This window comes from Bradyrhizobium sp. IAR9 (assembly GCF_013408065.1).
In the GTDB taxonomy this organism is placed as follows: Bacteria; Pseudomonadota; Alphaproteobacteria; order Rhizobiales; family Xanthobacteraceae; genus Bradyrhizobium.
The window spans coordinates 486,318-505,589 of sequence record NZ_JACBZW010000001.1; the positions used below are offsets into that span (position 1 = coordinate 486,318).

At 64.8% G+C, this 19,272-nt stretch carries 21 protein-coding genes and 1 pseudogene; 15 read left to right on the forward strand and 7 right to left on the reverse strand.

Annotated features, from left to right (window positions below; genetic code table 11):
- The first annotated feature begins 71 nt into the window (after positions 1–71).
- Both GGD67_RS02360 and rplI read left to right on the forward strand, forming a co-directional pair.
- Complete coding sequence (locus GGD67_RS02360; RefSeq protein WP_018317576.1) at positions 72–1,058, forward strand: hypothetical protein; 987 nt, start codon at positions 72–74, stop codon at positions 1,056–1,058.
- 50 nt (positions 1,059–1,108) lie between these two features.
- Positions 1,109–1,708 (forward strand): 50S ribosomal protein L9, encoded by a 600-nt coding sequence (rplI, locus tag GGD67_RS02365; protein ID WP_018317577.1) that lies wholly within the window; start codon positions 1,109–1,111, stop codon positions 1,706–1,708.
- A gap of 116 nt (positions 1,709–1,824) precedes the next feature.
- On the opposite strand, the gene GGD67_RS02370 is transcribed toward rplI, so the two are convergent.
- From GGD67_RS02370 to GGD67_RS02380, 3 genes are all read right to left on the reverse strand, one after another.
- Entirely contained in the window at positions 1,825–2,292 is a 468-nt protein-coding gene (locus tag GGD67_RS02370) for a PaaI family thioesterase (protein WP_018317578.1), read from the reverse strand.
- 11 nt (positions 2,293–2,303) lie between these two features.
- On the reverse strand, positions 2,304–2,900 hold the full coding sequence (locus GGD67_RS02375; RefSeq protein WP_179730706.1) for a TetR/AcrR family transcriptional regulator: 597 nt from the start codon (positions 2,898–2,900) through the stop codon (positions 2,304–2,306).
- Between the two features lie 108 nt (positions 2,901–3,008).
- A complete protein-coding gene (locus GGD67_RS02380; RefSeq protein WP_179730707.1) occupies positions 3,009–3,983 on the reverse strand; it encodes a hypothetical protein in 975 nt (324 codons plus the stop codon).
- A 279-nt stretch (positions 3,984–4,262) separates the two neighbouring features.
- Here GGD67_RS02380 and GGD67_RS02385 point away from each other — a divergent pair, with 279 nt between their 5' ends.
- From GGD67_RS02385 to alr, 3 genes are all read left to right on the forward strand, one after another.
- Positions 4,263–5,513, forward strand: a complete 1,251-nt coding sequence (locus tag GGD67_RS02385; RefSeq protein WP_179730708.1) for a cyclopropane-fatty-acyl-phospholipid synthase family protein — start codon at positions 4,263–4,265, stop codon at positions 5,511–5,513.
- A gap of 792 nt (positions 5,514–6,305) precedes the next feature.
- A complete protein-coding gene (locus GGD67_RS02390) occupies positions 6,306–7,814 on the forward strand; it encodes a replicative DNA helicase (protein WP_018317583.1) in 1,509 nt (502 codons plus the stop codon).
- A 46-nt stretch (positions 7,815–7,860) separates the two neighbouring features.
- Positions 7,861–9,138, forward strand: a complete 1,278-nt coding sequence (alr, locus tag GGD67_RS02395) for an alanine racemase (protein ID WP_179731397.1) — start codon at positions 7,861–7,863, stop codon at positions 9,136–9,138.
- Between the two features lie 138 nt (positions 9,139–9,276).
- Here alr and GGD67_RS02400 read toward each other — a convergent pair whose 3' ends face one another.
- On the reverse strand, positions 9,277–9,498 hold the full coding sequence (locus GGD67_RS02400; RefSeq protein ID WP_018317585.1) for a cysteine rich repeat-containing protein: 222 nt from the start codon (positions 9,496–9,498) through the stop codon (positions 9,277–9,279).
- Positions 9,499–9,538: 40 nt separating this feature from the next.
- Between GGD67_RS02400 and GGD67_RS02405 the strand changes: the two genes are divergently transcribed.
- Positions 9,539–10,309: an exodeoxyribonuclease III gene (locus GGD67_RS02405; RefSeq protein WP_092252806.1), complete on the forward strand. Its 771-nt coding sequence runs from the start codon at positions 9,539–9,541 to the stop codon at positions 10,307–10,309.
- 141 nt (positions 10,310–10,450) lie between these two features.
- On the opposite strand, the gene GGD67_RS02410 is transcribed toward GGD67_RS02405, so the two are convergent.
- From GGD67_RS02410 to GGD67_RS02420, 3 genes are all read right to left on the reverse strand, one after another.
- Positions 10,451–10,591: a hypothetical protein gene (locus tag GGD67_RS02410; protein ID WP_157644253.1), complete on the reverse strand. Its 141-nt coding sequence runs from the start codon at positions 10,589–10,591 to the stop codon at positions 10,451–10,453.
- Positions 10,588–10,956, reverse strand: coding sequence for a GFA family protein (locus GGD67_RS02415; protein ID WP_038946492.1), 369 nt, complete (start codon positions 10,954–10,956; stop codon positions 10,588–10,590). The genes GGD67_RS02410 and GGD67_RS02415 overlap by 4 nt, the downstream gene beginning before the upstream one ends.
- Positions 10,957–11,159: 203 nt before the next feature.
- A complete protein-coding gene (locus GGD67_RS02420) occupies positions 11,160–11,999 on the reverse strand; it encodes a potassium channel family protein (protein WP_246784230.1) in 840 nt (279 codons plus the stop codon).
- 398 nt (positions 12,000–12,397) lie between these two features.
- Here GGD67_RS02420 and GGD67_RS02425 point away from each other — a divergent pair, with 398 nt between their 5' ends.
- From GGD67_RS02425 to GGD67_RS02465, 9 genes and pseudogenes are all read left to right on the forward strand, one after another.
- Positions 12,398–13,138: a FadR/GntR family transcriptional regulator gene (locus GGD67_RS02425; RefSeq protein ID WP_018317590.1), complete on the forward strand. Its 741-nt coding sequence runs from the start codon at positions 12,398–12,400 to the stop codon at positions 13,136–13,138.
- A 51-nt stretch (positions 13,139–13,189) separates the two neighbouring features.
- Positions 13,190–14,092, forward strand: a pseudogene (locus GGD67_RS02430) (NAD(P)-dependent oxidoreductase); the annotation flags it as partial.
- Between the two features lie 10 nt (positions 14,093–14,102).
- Positions 14,103–14,786, forward strand: a complete 684-nt coding sequence (locus tag GGD67_RS02435; RefSeq protein ID WP_018317592.1) for an amino acid ABC transporter permease — start codon at positions 14,103–14,105, stop codon at positions 14,784–14,786.
- 7 nt (positions 14,787–14,793) lie between these two features.
- Positions 14,794–15,462 (forward strand): amino acid ABC transporter permease, encoded by a 669-nt coding sequence (locus GGD67_RS02440; RefSeq protein ID WP_026201880.1) that lies wholly within the window; start codon positions 14,794–14,796, stop codon positions 15,460–15,462.
- Position 15,463: 1 nt separating this feature from the next.
- Positions 15,464–16,219: an amino acid ABC transporter ATP-binding protein gene (locus GGD67_RS02445; protein ID WP_179731399.1), complete on the forward strand. Its 756-nt coding sequence runs from the start codon at positions 15,464–15,466 to the stop codon at positions 16,217–16,219.
- Positions 16,220–16,239: 20 nt separating this feature from the next.
- Positions 16,240–17,034: a transporter substrate-binding domain-containing protein gene (locus GGD67_RS02450; protein WP_018317595.1), complete on the forward strand. Its 795-nt coding sequence runs from the start codon at positions 16,240–16,242 to the stop codon at positions 17,032–17,034.
- Between the two features lie 67 nt (positions 17,035–17,101).
- Positions 17,102–17,548 (forward strand): ribose 5-phosphate isomerase B, encoded by a 447-nt coding sequence (rpiB, locus tag GGD67_RS02455; protein WP_018317596.1) that lies wholly within the window; start codon positions 17,102–17,104, stop codon positions 17,546–17,548.
- A gap of 13 nt (positions 17,549–17,561) precedes the next feature.
- Complete coding sequence (locus GGD67_RS02460; protein WP_179730710.1) at positions 17,562–18,479, forward strand: ribokinase; 918 nt, start codon at positions 17,562–17,564, stop codon at positions 18,477–18,479.
- Positions 18,480–18,536: 57 nt separating this feature from the next.
- Positions 18,537–19,265 carry a sulfite exporter TauE/SafE family protein gene (locus GGD67_RS02465; RefSeq protein WP_179730711.1) on the forward strand — a complete coding sequence of 243 codons (729 nt, stop codon included), beginning with the start codon at positions 18,537–18,539 and terminating at the stop codon, positions 19,263–19,265.
- Positions 19,266–19,272: the final 7 nt, after the last annotated feature.

The window sequence follows — 19,272 nt, forward strand, 5'->3', positions numbered from 1 at the left end:
CTTCCGGATCGTCCGGTCGCCGATGGTTGGGGCGAGATGCCTCTAACCGCTCGAAGGGAGCGGGACAGCTGATGATGGCCTTTGTGCTGATAGCCTTGATCGCCGGCGCTGCGTCGGCCCTGATGTTCGCCTCGATCATTTCGGGCGCGCTGATCTCGCTCGTCCTGTTCTATCTCGCACCGCTGCCGCTGATGGTCGCCGCGATCGGCTGGGGACCGCTTTGCGCAAGCCTCGGCGGCATCGCTGCTGCGATCGGCCTCGGTGCCCTGTTCGGCCTGCCCTATTGCATCGCGTTCGCCCTCACCGTCGCGCTGCCGGCGTGGTGGCTCGGCCATCTCGTGCTGCTCAGCCGTCCTGTGGGAAAGGTTGCCGTGGGACATGTCGCGCCTGACGCCACCGCGCCCGCCGAGCCCGAGCTCGAATGGTATCCGGTCGGCCGCATCCTGCTGTGGCTCGCGGGCTTCGCCACGCTGACCACGATCGCCGCCCTGCTCACGCTCGGGACCGACGCCGAGACCATCATTGGTACGCTCAGACGCGGCCTGATGCGCCTGCTCCGGGCCACCGACCCGCAAACCTCCGGCGAAGCCGGACAGTTCGTCGACGCGCTGGTGCGGATCGCACCAGCCGGGGCTACCATCATCGCGATGATGACGCTGACCCTCAACCTCTGGCTCAGCGCCAAGGTCACGGCGACGTCGGGCCGGTTGCGACGCCCGTGGCCGGATATGAGGACGGCCGAGCTGCCGCCGATGACGTTGGTGGCGCTGTGCATCGCGCTCGCCTTCTGCTTCACCGGCGGGCTGCTCGCGATCGTCGCCCAGATCACCGCGGCCGCGCTCATGATGGGCTATGCGGTAACCGGCTTTGCCGTGCTGCATACGCTCACGCTGGCACTGAAGAGCCGCACCTTCTGGCTCGGCTCGGCCTATGCCGCCGTGGTCGTGTTCGGATGGCCCGTGATCGCGATGGTAATCCTCGGCCTTGCGGATGCCGTGTTCGGCTTCCGCGAACGCTTCCTGCGCAGCCGGCAACCGCCGCCGTTGCCGACCCCTTGAGTTCAACCCGAAACCGAAACCTTACAGAGCACTTCAAAAGGAGAACGAATATGGAAGTCATTTTGCTGGAACGCGTCAACAAGCTCGGCCAGATGGGCGAAGTCGTGAAGGTTCGCGACGGCTATGCCCGCAATTTCCTGCTCAAGCGCGGCAAGGCGTTGCGCGCCACCGCCGACAACCGTGCCAAGTATGACGGCATGAAGGCCGAGCTCGAGGCCCGCAACCTCGCCTCGAAGGGCGAAGCTGCCAAGGTCGCCGAGAAGATCGAAGGCAAGAACATCATCGTGATCCGTCAGGCCTCGGAAGCCGGCCAGCTGTTCGGCTCGGTCAACGTGCGTGACATCGTCATCGCGTTCGAGGCCGATGGCGTTTCGCTCGCCCGCCCGCAGATCCAGCTCGACGCGCCGATCAAGACCATCGGCAAGCACGCGATCACCGTCGCCGTCCACCCCGAGGTCGAGGTCGAGATCACCGTGACGGTCGCGCGCAGCCAGGACGAGGCCGAGCGCATCAACCGCGGCGAGGACATCTCGACCCGCAACGAGGACCGCGACGCAGCCGCCGAGGCGATCGCCGCCGCCGGCGAGTTCTTCGATCCGGAAGCCGAGCACGACGACGTCGCGCCGGCGCCGGCCGCGGAAGAGAAGTAAGCGGCTCAACTCGTCATTCCGGGATGGTCCGAAGGACTAGACCCGGAATCTCGAGATTCCGGGTCTGGCGCTTGCGCCCATCCCGGAATGACGGGCACGACTAAGGCCCGGTCGCCTCAGGCGGCCGGGCTTTTCGTTTTGGCGGCGACGTCCTCGCTCAACATCGCGATCGAGGCCAGCGCCGTTGCCGTGTGCTTCTCGACACCGCCGCTGACACAGAACACGTCGGCCGCGACCACCGACACCTGGCGGCCCGGCTTGATCACCCTCGCGCGGCAGATCAGCTTCTCGCCGACCGCGGGCGACAGCAGGTTGAGCTTGTATTCCGCCGTCAGCGCCGGCTGGCCGCGCGAGGTCGCGGCTGCGATCGTCGTGGCGTTGTCGACCAGGAAGGCGGTGACCCCGCCGTGGAAGAAGCCGTGCTGCTGCAGCAACTCCGGCCGGCGGTCCACGGCGATCGTGCAGGTGCCGCGCGACAATTCCGAGAGCTCGGCGCCGACCAGGTTCATGAAACCCTGCCGGCCGACATTGGCATGGATGTGCTCGGCGATCGGTGCAAATTCAGGATCTGCGTCGTTGCGCATGCAGCCTCTCCTTATTGTTTGTTGATGCGATCGGGCGGGACCAGCGCGCGGATTGCGCAGGCGATCAGCGTATCGGCCTCGACGCGCGGATCGGCGCGGTCGCGTCCCGACAGGAACGCACGGCAGAAGATCTGCGCGGGACCGATGAGCTGGCTGACGAACATCACCGGCGTCATCGGCAAGAGCTCGCCATTTGCAACCAGCGGCGCGCGCCAGCGCTCGATGCCGTCGGCGAGCCGCGCATTCTGCGCGCGCTGGGCGTCGCGAACTTCCTCCCCCCACTCGCTTCGCGAAATCTCGAACAGGTAGCGCGCCTCGCGCCGGCTGGTCACGACCCACTCAAGATGTGCCCGGATCAGTCGGTCGATGCCCTGCTCCGCATCGGGCACGGGATCGAGCGCCGCCAGCACCGCGGCGTGATAGTGCCGCAAGACCTCAAGAAACAGCGCACCGGCAAGCTCCTTCTTCGAGCCGAAGGCGTGAAAGAAGCTGCCATTGGAGGCGCGCGCCCGGGTGCGGATCGCGGCCACCGTCGCGGCTTCGAAGCCGACGCGGTCGAACACGATCAGCCCGGCTGCCAACAGGTCGTTCCGCACGCTCGCCGTCATGGACGCCTCCTAGAGTAGCACTCTAGAGCAATACTCTAAGCGCGGTCAATGCAATGCGGAGGCCGCGATGAACGCGGCCGCCGCATGTCGATCAAAAACGTCGCTGGCTTAGCGCGAGATGGGCGGCGTTGGCGGACCGGACTGCTCGGCCGGCGCGGCAGGCGGGGCTGCAGCGGTCGCGGGCGGTGCCGGCTGCTGCGGCTTGGTCGCCGGTTCGGAGCTGGCCGCAGGCGGGGCCGGCTTGGGAGCGGCCTCTTCCGCCGGTTTGGGCGCGACTGGCTCGGCAGGCTTCGCAGCCGGCGTTACCGCCGGGACCGGATCGGGCCGCAGCGCCGGAGCGTCACTGCCGCGGGGCTCGACCCTGGCGCTATCGGGCCTGGTCTCAACGGGCTTCTCGGATGCCTTGCCGCTGTCGGGCTTGGCCTCGTCGCGACCGGGCTCGACCTTGGCCGTGTCGGGCTTGGACTCAGGCTTGGATTCGGACTTGGATTCAAGCTTGGGCTCGCTCTTCTTCTCGTCAGTGGCTGGCGCGGCGGCATCGACCTTCGGCGCCTCCTCGGTACCGGGCTTGGCGCGGCGCTTGCTCTTGCGTCCCTCGGGCGCAGCCTGTCCCTCGGGCTTCGTGCCCTCCTCGGCCGGGCGTGCGGCGCGCTTCTGGCGCGCACCCTCGGCTGCGGGAGCAGCAGCCTCGCCGTCCGGCTTGGCCGCGTCCTGGGCGCGCGGGCGGCGGCCCTGATGCTCGGGATTGGTGCTGGCGTCCTTCTCCCTGGCGCCGTCCTTCTTGCCGTCCTTGGCCTGGTAGCGGGTGTCGGTGGCACCGTTGGAGACGAGATAGGAGGCGAGGATGCCCGCCATGTCCGAGCTCGTGGTGTAGTGCTGGCGCAGGAAGCCCGGCAGCGAGCCCGGCGCGACGGACTTCAGAAGTCCGCGCGGGCTCTTGTGGCACGCATTGCAGGTCTGCGCGAAAAGCTGGGACGGGGTTTTGCCGGCCTCGAGGTTGGTCACCTGCGCAAAAGCGGTATCGGCCGCGCCGAAGCCGATCAGAAGCAATACCGTCGCGAGGCTGAGCGCTCGGCTCGACATTCCCATCATCTCCATTGAATTCCGAGAGGTGCAGCCGGCGTCCGGCGCGGCAGCGGTCACCTTTTATCCGATTGAGCCACGAATGGAAGCAGGCACCACGCGCAAGGATGTGATTAAGCGGTTTGCGAATATCGGCTGTGAACTCAGCGCATTAGCGTAGCCGATCCTGCCTCCCTAAATTTGGATGCAAGCGCATAGGAACCGCTGCGTCACCTGGGCGTCAGAAGTGAAGGCCGGGTTAGTCGCATCCCTTCGGGTTCGCTCGAGAGGAAGGTGTCGATGGACCTCTTGTTGCGTAGATTTCTGTCTCAATTCATCCGCCGCGGCACGATGACGGTGACCGCCTCGCGCGGATCGAAGTTCACCGTCGGCGACGGCACTGGCGAGCCGGTCGCGGTGCGCTTCGTCACCGCGGAGGCGGAGCGGAAGATCCTCGTCAATCCCGAGCTCGGGCTTGGCGAGGCCTATATGGACGGCGAGTTCGTCGTCGAGCGCGGCACCATAGCTGATGCCCTCGCGATCCTGCTCGATCAACCCGACCTATTGCCGCAGTGGGCAAAACCCTGGTGGCGCCTGCGCTACCTGACGCGGCATCTGAAGCAATTCAATCCGCGCTCGCGCTCCCGCCACAACGTCGCGCATCACTATGATCTCGATGCCCGGCTCTATTCGCTCTTCCTGGACGCCGACAAGCAATATAGCTGCGCCTATTTCGAGACGCAGGACGCGACGCTCGACGACGCGCAGCTCGCCAAGAAACGGCACATCGCCGCAAAGCTGCTGGTCAGGCCCGGCCAGCGCGTCCTCGACATCGGCTCCGGCTGGGGCGGGCTCGGGCTCTACCTCGCCGAGATCGCCGGCGCCGACGTCACCGGCGTGACGCTGTCGAGCGAGCAGTTGCAGCTCGCCAACGCGCGCGCGGCCGAAAAGCGCCTCACCGGCTCGGCCAGATTCCTGCTCCAGGACTATCGCGACGTCGAAGGCCCGTTCGACCGCATCGTCTCGGTCGGCATGCTCGAGCATGTCGGCGCCCGCTTCTACGACACCTACTTCCAACGCTGCGCCGAGCTGTTGAGCGAAAACGGCATCATGCTGCTACACGCGATCGGCCGTTCACAGGGCCCGGACTCGACCAATCCCTGGATCGCCAAATACATCTTCCCTGGCGGCTACATCCCGGCGCTGTCGGAGGTGCTGCCGGCGATCGAGCGCGCCGGCCTCCTGGTCTGCGATATCGAGATCCTGCGCCTGCATTACGCGGAGACGCTGAAGGCCTGGCGGGAACGTTTCATGGCGCGGCGCGAGGAGGCCGTGCAGCTCTACGACGAGCGCTTCGCGCTGATGTGGGAATTCTATCTGGCGGCCTGCGAGATGACGTTCCGCAAGCAAGCCATGATGAACTTCCAGATCCAGCTCACCCGGCGCCAGGGCGTGGTGCCGATGACCCGCGACTACATGCCGCGTGAAGAAGCCCGGCTGCGAGCTCGCGAACGCACGAGCAAGCCCAGGCTGAAATTGGCTGGTGAATAGGTCCTGGTCTGGTGAACAGGTCCTAGTGACGCAGGGTCGAAATTTGGGAGGAGCGGAAACTGGCCGTTAACGCCAGTTGCGCCTTCAGCTCAACCAGGATTTCCGGGGCGACAGGCTGGCGACGTATTTCCGGCCGTTCCGCGTGCTCCATGGCCGCAATCAGCCCTGAGAGCCAAAGCCGGCTACCTGCCTCGCTCCGCCAAATCTGGTGCTGCCGTTCTGGCCGCATCGCCTGCCTCGTTCCCTGTTGACGGATCGCGGGAGACAATTCCCTCCCCCGCCTGCCTGTTCCCGTCTTACCCCCGAAAGATTCCGGGGAGATGTGATCCAATTCACATAAGTCTGGTCGGGCCTGGCCTAGACCGTCGCCATGAGCAAAGAGACCCAAACCTCATTCGACGTGCAGGACGACCTCCGCACCGATTACGCCCTGATCGTTACCGGCGTCGGGGCGGCTCTGGCTGCGCTGGTCTACCTCCTGCTGGTCTGAAGGCGAGCCCAAGGCCGCCAGCGTGCGTCATTTCGCGCGCCTCTGGATTCGTCTGCGCTCCAATCCATCAGGTTCACGCCATAAGGTTCATGGTTCAGGATTTTTCCCGCGGTCGCGGCCGCATCCTGGCCGGGACGAGTTCCGCAAAAATCCGTCAAGCGCGACGCGTGCTGCGAGCGCTAATCATCCACCATTTTAACTGAGCGGTTGATAGCGGTCAGCTTTCGCTTCCGCTTTGCACCGAGGCGGCGCTTTATCCCGGCCCCGCATCCGCCCAAGAAAATTGCTAAGCACGTCCGACCATGGCCCTGACTGATTCGAACGTCCTCAAACTCGCACCCGAGCCCGGAACTCCCGCCTATCGGAGCGCGCCGCATAATATCGAAGCGGAACAGAGCCTTCTGGGCGCGATCCTGGTCAACAACGATGCGTTCTACCGTGTCTCCGACTTCCTCGAGCCGAAGCATTATTTCGAGCCGCTGCACCAGACCATCTACGAGACCGCCGGCAGCCTGATCCGGATGGGCAAGATCGCCACGCCCGTGACGCTGAAGACGTTCCTGCCCGCCGACACCGATGTCGGCGGTATGACCATCGGGCAGTATCTGGCGCGCCTCGCGGCCGAAGCGACCACCATCATCAATGCCCAGGACTACGGCCGCACCATCTATGACCTCGCGCTGCGACGCGACCTCATCGGCATCGGCGAGGACATGGTCAATGTCGCCTATGACGCCCCGGTCGATTTCGCGCCGCGAGCGCAGATCGAGGACGCCGAGCGCCGTCTCTACGAACTCGCCGAATCCGGCCGCTATGACGGCGGATTCCAGAAATTCTCGCAGGCGCTGGCGGTCGCTGTCGATCTCGCTGCAAAGGCGTTCCAGCGCGACGGCAAGCTGTCCGGCATCTCGACGGGCATGCGCGACCTCGACACCAAGATGGGCGGCCTGCAGCACTCCGACCTCATCATCGTCGCGGGCCGTCCCGGCATGGGCAAGACTTCGCTGGCGACCAACATCGCCTACAATGTCGCGCAAGCCTATGTGCCGGAACTCCAGGCCGACGGCACCACGAAGGCCGCCAATGGCGGTGTGATCGGCTTCTTCTCCTGTGAAATGTCGGCCGACCAGCTCGCGACCCGTATCGTGGCCGAGCGCACCGGCGTTCCCTCCTCGCACATCCGCCGCGGCGGCATCTCGGAAGCCGATTTCGAAAAGATCCGGGAGGTCTCGATCGAGCTGCAATCGCTGCCGTTCTATGTCGACGCGACCGGCGGCCTTTCGATCGCGCAGCTGATGGCGCGCGCGCGCCGGCTGAAACGGCAGAAGGGCCTCGACCTGCTCGTGATCGACTACATCCAGCTGCTGTCGGGCTCAGGCAAGCGGAGCGATAATCGCGTGCAGGAAATCACGGAGATCACGACCAGCCTGAAGGCGCTGGCGAAGGAACTCAACGTTCCCGTCATCGCGCTGTCGCAGCTTTCACGACAGGTCGAATCCCGCGACGACAAGCGGCCGCAACTCTCGGACCTTCGTGAATCCGGCTCGATCGAGCAGGACGCCGACGTCGTGCTGTTCGTGTATCGTGAGGAATATTACCTCGCCATGAAGGAGCCGCGCCCGGGCACGCCTGAGCACGAGAAGTGGCAGCTTGACATGAGTCTTGCGCACGGAAAGGCCGAGGTCATCATCGGCAAGCAGCGTCACGGGCCGACAGGCACCGTCGACCTGGCCTTCGAAGCCTCGGTCACGCGGTTTGGCGACCTCGCCCCTGACAGTCAGCTTCCGGTTCGCAGCGGCAACGACTACTGAGTTCCTTGAACAGGACCTGCCTCTTGCGTAAAACGGCGTCATGACAATGGCGTCCGACCCGAAAACCATCTCACAATCCGGCCTTCTCTCCGCGGAGGCCAACCAGGCTGCCGCGCTCGCTGCCTATGGCGGCGTGCTGACCGTCGACCTCGACGCCATCATTGCCAATTGGCGCAAGCTCGAGAAGACAGCGGTGCCGGCCGAATGCTCGGCGGTGATCAAGGCCGATGCCTATGGCTGCGGCGCCGCCGAGGTCGCGCGCGCGCTGAGCAAGGCCGGCTGCAAGACCTTTTTCGTCGCCACCATCGAGGAAGCGCGCAAGGTGCGCGCAGCCGTGCCGGAACCCACGATCTACGTGCTCGGCGGCTATTTCCAGAACACCGGCGAGCACTACGCCAAGATCAATTGCCGTCCTGTCATCGGCGATCTCAACGAGCTCGCCGAATGGGACGTGTTCTGCCGCCGCACCGGCTGGACCGGGGGTACGGCCGTTCACATCGACACCGGCATGAACCGGCTCGGCCTGACGCTATCGGAAGCGCAGGCCATCATCCCCCGCATCAATGCCGGCGATCACGGCATCACGCTGGTGATGAGCCATCTGGTCTCGGCCGAGCAGCTCAACAGCCCGGTGAACGCCAAGCAGCTGGCAGCCTTCCGCGGCATCGCCAGCGAATTCTCCGGCGTGCCCGCGGCGCTCGCCAATTCCTCCGGCATCTTCCTCGGCGCGCCCTTCCAGTTCGATATGGTGCGGCCGGGCGCTGCGCTCTATGGCGTCAACCCGACGCCGGAGGCCGACAATCCGATGCAGCCGGTGGTCGACCTCAAGGCGCGCATCGTGCAGATCCGCACCATCGAACGCGGCGAGACCGTCGGGTATGGCGGCACCTGGACCGCGCGGCGGCCGACGAAACTGGCGATCATCGCTGTCGGTTATGCCGACGGCTATTTCCGCGCCGCCAGCTCCAATGACGGCACCCGCGGCGCCGAGGTTATCGTCGCCGGCAAGCGCTGCCCGGTCGCAGGCCGCGTCTCCATGGATCTGATCGCGATCGACATCACTGATCTGCCGCCGAATGCAGCGCGGCGCGGCCACATGGTGACGCTGCTCGGCGAGGGCATCACCGTCGACGAGCTCGCGCATCATTTCGGCACCATCGGTTATGAGGTGCTGACCAGCCTCGGCCACCGCTACGCCCGCCTCTACAAGGGCGGCAATGTGGAGGAGCCGCTGGTGAAGCCGGCGGCCGCGCAGACCGCCGAGCAGCCGCCCTCCCCGCCGCCGGTAGAGCAGCCGGCGGCCCCGCCGCCGCTGCCGGGCTGAACTCTCGTGCCCCGGACGCGGCGCGCGCGCCGCACTTCACATGCACTGCAGAGCCGGGGCCTATCTCTCTACATCTGACCGTGTCGCCTTCTAGGTCCCGGCTCGCGCTGCGCGCGTCCGGGACACGGAAGGGATCGCTTACTTCTTCTTCCTGTTGTCCAGCGCCGCCTTGCAGGTCGCGCTGAGCTGGTCGCGCTTGTCGGTGAGGCAGGCGACGACGCGCCCTCCACCCGGCGCGATGCCGGCGCAGAATTTGTCATAGTCTGCCTTGCACGCGCCGCGCGGGTCGGACGATTGTGCCGACGCGGCCCCGGAGAACGCGAGGGCGACGATGATGGCGGCAAAGTTCAACTTGGACATTGTATCTCCGGGTACGGAAGGCAGGAGCCGGTAGCTCTACATGAAGATCGCGACATTCAACATCAACAACGTCAACCGCCGCCTGCCCAATCTGTTGGCATGGCTGCGCGCCGCAAAGCCCGATGTCGTCGCGCTTCAGGAATTGAAGGCAAGTGATGGCGAATTTCCGGCGGCTGCGATCGAAAAGGCCGGCTATGGCGCAGTGTGGCGCGGACAGAAGGCCTGGAACGGTGTCGCCATCCTCGCCCGCAATGCAGAGCCCATTCTGACCCGTGACCGCCTGCCGGGAAAACCGAGCGATCTCGAAGCCCGCTACATCGAAGCCGCCGTGCGCGGGATCATCGTCACGAGCATCTACCTGCCGAACGGCAATCCGCAGCCGGGACCGAAATTCGACTACAAGCTGGACTGGTTCGCGCGCCTCAGGCGCCACGCCAAGAGCTTCATCAAGCAGGATCTGCCGGTCGTGCTCGCCGGCGACTACAACGTCGCGCCTACAGAGATCGACATCTATCCGACGCGCTCATGGGACAAGGATGCGCTGATCCAGCCAAAGAGCCGCGCAGCCTTTGCTTCGCTGGTCGAGCAAGGCTGGTGCGATGCGATCCGCGAGCTGCATCCGGACCAGCGCATCTACACGTTCTGGGACTACAAGCGGAACCGCTGGCCGCGCGATGCCGGGCTGCGGCTCGATCATCTCCTGCTCAGCCCTGCCCTCGCCCCGCGCCTGGCCAAGTCCGGCGTCGACAAGAAGATCCGCGGCGAGGATGGCGCCAGCGATCACGCGCCGGCATGGGTGGTGTTGAAGTAACCTCAATGGTGGGCAAAGCGACTTGTCCGCCGTAGCTCGACGAACGAAGGCGGAAGCGTGCCCACGCAATCCCGGCTTACGGAGACAGATGGTGGACACGGCGCAAGTGCGCCTTTGCCCACCCTACGAGATCACGCGAGTTCAGCGCCCGTAATAGTCCTGCACCGTCTCCCACGCCGCCTTTTGCAGAAGCTGCGCCGTCCCCGCATCCAGCCCCATGGTGTAGGAACTGTCGACAAGAGCACGAACGTGCTGCGGACATCGGCGCGCATGCATGCTCACCACAAGTTCTTGCCGTCGATCATGTTGACCGGCACCGCCTCCAGATCGAAATCGTCGAACAGGCGCGCGTTCACCGCGACCTTGGGATTGTCGAAATCCGGCTTGCCGGTCGACCAGTCCGGCGACTCCGAATAGGTGCCGCAGCCGCAGCTTGCACAGAAATGATGTTTGACGGTGCGGCTACCCCAGAGATAGGTCGCGACATTGTCCGGCGGTGACAGCAGACGAAACTGCGCCGGCGTGTAATAGGCCCACAGCGCGCCGCGCTTGGCACAGAGCGAGCAGGTGCAGCGCGTCACGCTCGAAGGCACCTCCGTCACCTCGAACACCGTCTCACCGCAATGACAACTTGCCTCGATCGGCATGACCCGCTCCCCGTTGTGTCAGAGCTGGGACATAGCCAGCTCCTGCTGCCAACATGCTGTCAGCAGCAGGACGCCTCAACCAAAATATGAAAAACAACCCCATGCACAGTAGCCGACCGCTGTCGGATCAATGAGTTACTGATTCCGCAATTCGACCTGCCTGCCGTCGGGCAAAACACCGGCACGATGCCTCTGTCGGGGATTCAGGTGGCGCCTTCGTCGGGAATATTGAGAACAACGCCACAGGCCTTGCAATGCACGGCGTCGGCATCGTGCCTCTGGAGCCCGCAAGCCGGGCACGGAAATCGCACCTTGTGGGGACTGAGGAGAGCGCGTGCGAGATTGAAGAACAGCGTCACGCCGAAGATCATGATCACGACGGTGATGAGACGACCGAGCGTGCCCGGCAGGGTAATGTCGCCAAAGCCGGTCGTTGTCAGCGCCGTGACGGTGAAATACAGGGCATCGGCATAGTTCCGGATCTCATCGTTGCGAAACTTCTGAGTCTCGTAAACGATCCCGGTCATGACGAAGATGAAAACGGCCAGGTTCGTGACGGCGAAGATGACGTCTTCGTTGCGACGGAAGAACGGAGAATCGATGCGCAATCTCACCAGCATCTGGTAGTCGCGAAGCAGGCCCAACGTTCGCAGGATCCGGAAAAAGCCGCCCGCCTCGCCGGCAAGCGGTGCCAGGAACGACACGATCGCAACCATGTCAGCCCAAGTCGCAAGTTGACTGAATTTTCGAAACGGATGCCGATCGACCAGAAGCCGCGCCGAGAAGTCGGCAAGTAACGTGACGCCGAACAGGACGTCGAGCGTTTCAACGATCTCACTGGGAGGCAGGAACGAGGTTGCGATGATGAACAGCACCGTCACGATGTCGAAGGCGAGCAGCGCGTAGCGGAAGCGAACACCGCTCGGCGTTGCGCCCTCGTAGAGGCGACGAACATTGCTTCTGAGAGAATTGAGGGTCACGGCATCATGATCGCGGTTCGCACGGATGATGGCAACCCGGAGAGCGCGCCGCAACGTGACCATGACCATTTCTTCAAGATGCGTTTTCCGAAACTCCGACCCGCAATGGGTGTCAGTATCGCTGCGAGGATCGTCCGCTGAGTTGAAGCCGACGCGATCGACATTGCTGCGGATTCGGATCGGTAACTCGTCGTTGTCGAGAATGAACGTCTTCGTCGAATAGGTGCTGCCAAGGTCGATGTGGAGATAGTCGAGCTTCGCCGTCCAGTTTGCCGCGAGCGCCGCCTCGATGCCGCCCCGACGACCCGATCACGGACTGGGCGATATCGACATCGACGGCCAAAAGCCGCTCCGCCGGTGGACCAAGGCCGGAACCGAGGCCGGCTTGAGAGCTGAACCTCTTGACCTCAGCCCATTGGTCAGCATACTGGTCTGACCAAGATCAGACCAGTGGGACGGAAATGGAGCTGAAGCGGGCCACCGAAGGCGAAAAAGGGTTCGAGAAGGTGTTCGCCTTCCTGCGCGAACGCCTGCTTGCGGGCTCGCTCAAGCCCGGCGACCGCCTCATCTCGGAACGCGAGCTGGCAACTCTCCTGGGCGTCAGCCGGCCGATCGTGCGCGAGGCGCTGCGCGCCCTCACCGTGCTCGGCATCGTCGAGATCCGCGACCGCATCGGCACCGTGGTGACCCGGCCGGATGTCTCGGTGCTGAACGACTTCTTCACCTTCGCGCTGGCCCAGCAGGCCGACATGCTCGACGACGTCATGCAGGCGCGCGTCGCGATCGAATGCCAGGCGATCCGCCTCGCCTGCGAGCGCGCCAACATTGCCGATTTCGAACGCCTGCAGCGCGCGCTCGCGAAGATCGGCGAGACGATCGACGAGGCCGATGCCGGCGGCATGGCCGACTTCGACTTCCACCGTGCCATCGTCGTCGCCTCGCATTCGGAGACGCTGACGGTCCTGCATGGTTCGTTGGCCGGCCTGTTGACCCATTCGCATCGCAGCCGCCGTGAGCTGGTGCAGGCCTTCCCGTCGATGAAGACCTATCTGATCGACGATCACCGCCGCATCTTCGAGGCCGTGATTGCGCGCGACCCGGAGCGGGCGGACGCGACCTTGCGCAAGCATTTTGCCATCGGCGACGAGTACCGGCGGCGCGCCATCGTCGGCGACATCGACAAGACCAGCGCCTCGGGATGATCGCGGCAGCGCGGTCAACCAAGAAGCCAATCAACCAAGAAACGGACTGATCACATGGGACGGAACGACAAGGGCAATGTCGGCTTCATCGGCATCGGCACGATGGGCCGAGAGATGGTGCGCAACTTGCTGAGGGCCGGCCACGCAGTTCGCGTGTTCGATCTCAATGAGGCGGCACTTGCCGACAGCGCCAGGGAAGGCGCGACTCGCGCCAACAGCCCTGCCGATGCCGCGCAAGGCGCCGACATCGTCATCACCATGCTGCCCGACACGCCCCATGTCGAGGCGACCATCTACGGCGAGCACGGCCTGCTGAAGTCGCCGCCATCAGGCAAGCTCATCGTCGATATGAGCACGATTTCGCCGGTCGCGGTCCGCAAGATCCACGCCGACCTGCAAAAGGGCGGCGTCAGCTTCGTCGACGCGCCGGTCTCGGGCGGGCCGGTGGGCGCCAAGAATGCCGCGCTCTCGATCATGGCCGGCGGCGACGCCGACGCGTTCGCCAAGGCCGAGCCGTTCTTTCGTGCGATGGGCACCACCATCACGCATGTCGGCGCATCGGGCGCCGGCCAGACCGTCAAGCTCTGCAACCAGCTGATCTGCGGCATCAACATCCAGGCGATCTGCGAGGCGCTGGCGCTTGGCCGCGCCTCGGGCCTCGATCTCAATCTGCTGCGCCGGGTGCTGCTCGGTGGCTCCGCCGCCTCCTGGATGCTCGACAAGCTCGGCCCCCAGATGATCGCCGGCGACGTCTCCGCCGGCTTCCGGATCGATCTCCAGCTCAAGGACCTTCGTCTGGTCCAGGAGCATGCGCAGGCGCTCAGCGTGCCGCTCCCCGGCACCGCGCTCGTGACCAGCCAGTATGTCGATGCGCGCGCGCATGGCGAAGGAAGCAACGGCAACCAGGCGCTGTTCCGCGTCTACGACCGCATGACCAACCAGACCACCGGCTGAACCTGATACGATGAGCCTGCAACTCGACTTTCCCGCAGTGCTGGAGCGTTGGCCGAGTTTTCTCGCCGGCGCCGTCCTCACGCTGGAGCTTGCCGCCTTCGCGACGGTGCTCGGCGCCCTCCTCGGCACGCTCGCGGCGGTCGGGCGCGGAACGCACAACGCGCTGATATCAGGCGCCTGCAAGGTCTATGTCGAGACCATCCGCAACACGCCGCTCTTGGTGCAGATCTTCCTGGTCTATTTCGGCCTTGCCAGTCTGGGGCTGAAATTCTCCGCTTTCGCAGTGGCCGTGGCCGCGCTGACGATCAATGTCGGTGCCTACACCGCCGAGATCATGCGCGCCGGCTTCGAGGCGATCCCGCGCGGACAGATCGAGGCGGCCGAGGGCCTGGCGCTGTCGCGCCTCCAGATCTACTGGCACATCATCCTGTTGCCGGCGATCGAGAAGGTCTATCCGGCGCTGACCAGCCAGTTCGTGCTGCTGATGCTGGCCTCTTCGGTCTGCTCGCAGATCTCGGCCGAGGAGCTCACCGCGGTCGCCAACTACATCCAGTCGGATACTTATCGCGCGTTCGAGACCTACATCATCGTCGCCGTGCTCTACGTCATCCTGTCGCTGGTGATGCGCGCCGGCTTCTGGGGCCTCGGCCTCGTGCTGTTTCCGCGCCGTCGCCGGCTCGGCACGCCATTGTGAGATGATCATGGGCGGACATCTCAACATCAATCATCTGATGTTCCTTGGCCAGGGCGCGCTGTGGACCATTGGCCTATCGGTGATCGCGCTGATCGGCGGCGGAATTGTCGGCTTCGTGATCGCGCTCGCGCGGATATCGCCGCTGAAATCGGTGCGGATTGCCAGCGCCGTCTATGTCCAGCTCATTCAGGGCACGCCGCTGCTCGTCATCCTGTTCCTGGGCTATTTCGGTCTCGCCGCGATCGGCCTCAAGGTGTCGCCGCTCGCTGCGGCCGGCGCCTCGCTGACGCTGTACGTCGCCGCTTATCTCGGCGAGATCTGGCGCGGCTGCATCCAGTCCGTGCCGAAGCCGCAATGGGAGGCCGCCGAAGGCCTGGCGCTGAGCCGGACCCAGCGCATGATGAAAGTTATCCTGCCACAAGCCATTCGCATCGCGACGCCGCCCACCGTCGGCTTCATGGTGCAGATCGTCAAGAACACCTCGCTCGCCTCCGTCGTCGGCTTCGTCGAGCTGATGCGCTCGGGCCAGATCGTCAACAACTCGCTGTTCGAGCCGTTCGCCATCTACGCCATCATCGCCGTCATCTATTTCGCCATGTGCTATCCGCTGTCGCTGTTCAGCCAGAGGCTGGAACGGCGGATGGGGCGTGGCAGATCCAACCTCGCGCCAGCCTGACATGCAACAGAACCCCTCCTCTGATTCAATCGTGTCGCTCCGCGACGTGCAAAAGAGCTTTGGCTCGCTCCGGGTCCTCGATGGCGTCAGCTTCGCAGTCGAGCGCGGCGAAGTGCTGGCGCTGATCGGCCGCTCAGGCTCCGGCAAAAGCACAGCGCTGCGCTGCATCGACCGTTTCGAGAAGGTCGACGGCGGCGAGATCGTCGTTTGCGGGCATCGGGTCGACCGTCCCGACGTCGATCTGCGCGCGCTACGCCAGGACGTCGGCATCGTGTTCCAGAGCTATAACCTGTTTCCACACCTGACAATCGAGCAGAACATCACGCTGGCGCCGTGCGCCGTGAAGAGCCTGGCGAACTCGCAGGCCAAGGACCTCGCACGAAAGGTGCTGGCGCAGGTCGGGCTCGAAGAGAAGCTGCACGCCTATCCCGAGCAATTGTCGGGCGGCCAGCAGCAGCGCGCCGCGATCGCGCGCTCGCTCGCCATGCAGCCGAAGGTGATGCTGTTCGACGAGGTCACCTCTGCGCTCGACCCCGAGCTCACCGCCGAAGTGCTGAAGGTGATCGAGCAGCTGGCGGCGGACGGCATGACCATGGTGATGGTCACGCACGAGATGGGCTTTGCCAAAGGGATCGCCGACCGGATCGTGTTCATGCATCGCGGCAAGGTTCACGAGACCGGCCCCGCCTCGATCCTGACATCGCCGACGACGCCGGAACTCACGCAATTCGTGGGCACCGGAAATCTAAAATCATAACAGGGAGAGGAGAACTAGGAATGACCAACAAGACACTGCTTGGGACCGCCGCCGCGCTGCTCGGCCTCGTCATTTTGTCCACCACGCCGGCATCGGCCGACCTGCTCGACGACGTGATGAAGGCCAAGAAGATTCGCATTTCAACCGACCTTGCGATTCCGCCCTCGGGCATGATGGATTCCGGCATGAAGCCGACCGGCTCCGACGTCGAGGTGGCTCAGCTGCTCGCCAAGGACTGGGGCCTCGAGCTCGAATTCATCCAGACCACCGGCGCGACCCGCATCCCGAACGTCCTGACCGGCAAGGCCGACATCATCATCTCGACCCTGTCGGTGACGCCCGAGCGCGCCAAGGTCATCGACTTCACCAAGCGCTATGCGACGCTGCAGTCCGACGTCGGCTGCCTCAAGTCGATGAACGTCAAGGACTGGCCCGACCTGAAAGGCAAGACCATCGGCGTTTCGCGCGGGACCACGCAGGATACCACCCTGTCCAACATGAAGGACAAGGAGCTGACGATCGCCCGCTATGACGACGACGCCACGGAAGTCACGGCGGCCGTCTCCGGTCAGGTCGATTGCGTCGGCACATCGGCCACGATCATCAACCAGATCGGCGTCAAGAATCCCGCCCGCATCTTCGAGTCGAAGATTCCGCTCGCAACCTTCGACCTCGCCATCGGCCTGAAGAAGGGCGAGCAGCGCCTGATGGACAAGCTCAACGGCTGGATCACCGAGAACGTCAAGAACGGCAAGCTCAACGCGATCTACAAGAAATTCCACGGGGTCGAGCTGCCGCCCGACATGCGTAGCTGAACGAAGAGAAGCCGTGACAGCCGCTTTCCGGCTGTCACGGTCAATGCAAAATCAAGAAGGACACCACATGCGTCTCGTCATCGGATCCGACCACGCCGGCTGGCCGCTCAAGCAGACCGTCATCGACCACATCCGCAAGCTCGGCCACGACATCGTCGATGTCGGCTCCCATGACGACAAGCCGGTGGACTTCCCCGACATCGCGCGGGCCGTGGCGCAGAAGGTGACGTCGGGCGAAGCCGCGCGGGGCATCATGGTCTGCGGCACCGGGGTCGGAGCCTCGATCGCGGCCAACAAGATGAAGGGCATCCGCGCCGCGGTCTGCCACGACGTTCATTCCGCCCATCAGAGCGTCGAGCACGACGACGTCAACGTGATGTGCATCGGCGCGCAGATCGTCGGCGCCTGGCTCGCCGTGGATCTCGTCTCGTCCTACCTCTCCGCGGAATTCTCGACCGACGAGGATTTCCGCCGCCGGGTCGAGAAACTGCGCGTCATGGACGAGCAAGGCTGAAGGCCTCTCCGCCATGATCCTGGTGTTCGGATCGCTCAACATCGATCTCGTCGCGAAGGTCCCGATCATTCCCGGCCCCGGCCGGACGGTGCTCGCGCCGTCCTACCAGATTCATTTCGGCGGCAAGGGCGCCAACCAGGCTGTCGCCGCCGCGCGGATCGCGCGACCGGGACAAGTCCGGATGGCGGGCCGCGTCGGCCGGGACGGGTTTGGCGACAGCGCGATCGAGAACCTCCGGACAAACGGTGTCGACACCGGTCTCGTCGTCGCGGCCGACGAGCCGACCGGCTGCGCCTTCATCACGGTCGATCAGGCCGGCGAGAATGCGATCACGGTGGCGAGCGGCGCCAACATGGCCGCGAGTGCCGGAGATCTTGGTGCCGCACTCTTCACGCCCGACACGGTGCTGGTGCTTCAGATGGAAGTGCCCTTCGCGCAGGCGCTCGAGGCTGCGCGCAGGACGACATTGGCCGCCGGCACCGTCGTCTGGAATCTCGCGCCCGTCCCGGAGAGGATGACCCGCGAGATGGTGACAAAGCTTCTTGCCGTGACCGACCATCTCCTCGTCAACGAGCACGAGGCGCTGGACGCCGCCGCAGCCATCGACCTCGCTACGTCCAGTTACGAGGCCGCTGCCGCGGACCTCGCCAGGGCCGGCGACCTCACCTGCATCGTGACCGCCGGTGCGCAAGGCGCGCTGGCCGTGACGGCCGACGGCACCCGCCTGCGAGCGCCCGCCCCGCGCATCACGCCGGTGGACACGACCGGCGCTGGCGACACCTTTGTCGGCGCGTTTGCGGCCATGCTGAGCGAAGGCGTGTCGCTGCAGATTGCGCTCGATGTGAGCTGCGAAGCCGCCGCATTGAAATGCCTCAAAGCCGGCGCCCAGACCGGCATGCCGATGCGCAGCGCAATAGGTTCCCTCGCCTAGCACGAATCGCCCATATCGCTGCCCGCGGCTAAACTCTCCCGATTCGTGGAGAGCGTTTTGGCCTTCCTCTTCGTCCTCACCGTCGGCCTCGTCGCCGGCACCATCTCAGGCATCGTCGGCACCGGCTCGTCGATCATGCTGATGCCGGTGCTGGTCTACGCCTATGGGCCGAAGGAGGCGGTGCCGATCATGGCGGTGGCGTCCGTGATGGCGAACTTTTCGCGGATCCTGGCCTGGTGGCGCGAGGTCGACTGGCGGGCCTGTGCGGCCTACTCGGTCACGGGCATTCCGGCGGCCGTGCTCGGCGCACGGACGCTGCTGGCGCTGCCTTCGCATGCGGTGGACCTCGCCATCGGCATGTTCCTGATCGCGATGGTGCCGGTGCGGCACTGGCTGGCGCGGCACGACCTCAAGGCCAATCTCTGGCATCTCGCCGTCGGCGGCGCCGTGATCGGCTATCTCACCGGCATCGTGGTCTCGACCGGCCCGCTCAGCGTGCCGCTGTTCCTGTTCTACGGACTCAGCAAGGGCGCTTTCCTCGCCACCGAGGCGGCCTCCTCGCTCGGCCTCTACTTCGCGAAATCCGTGACCTTCGAGCGCTTCGGCGCGTTGACCGGCGATGTCTTCATCAAGGGGCTGATCGCGGGCGCCTCGCTGATGTCGGGCGCCTTCATCGCAAAACGCTTCGTGCTGCACCTGAAGCCGGACGTGTTCCGCCTGCTGATGGACGCGATCATGGTCGCGGCCGGGCTCTCCATGCTATGGAACGCGACGCAATCTCCCTGAGCACGAT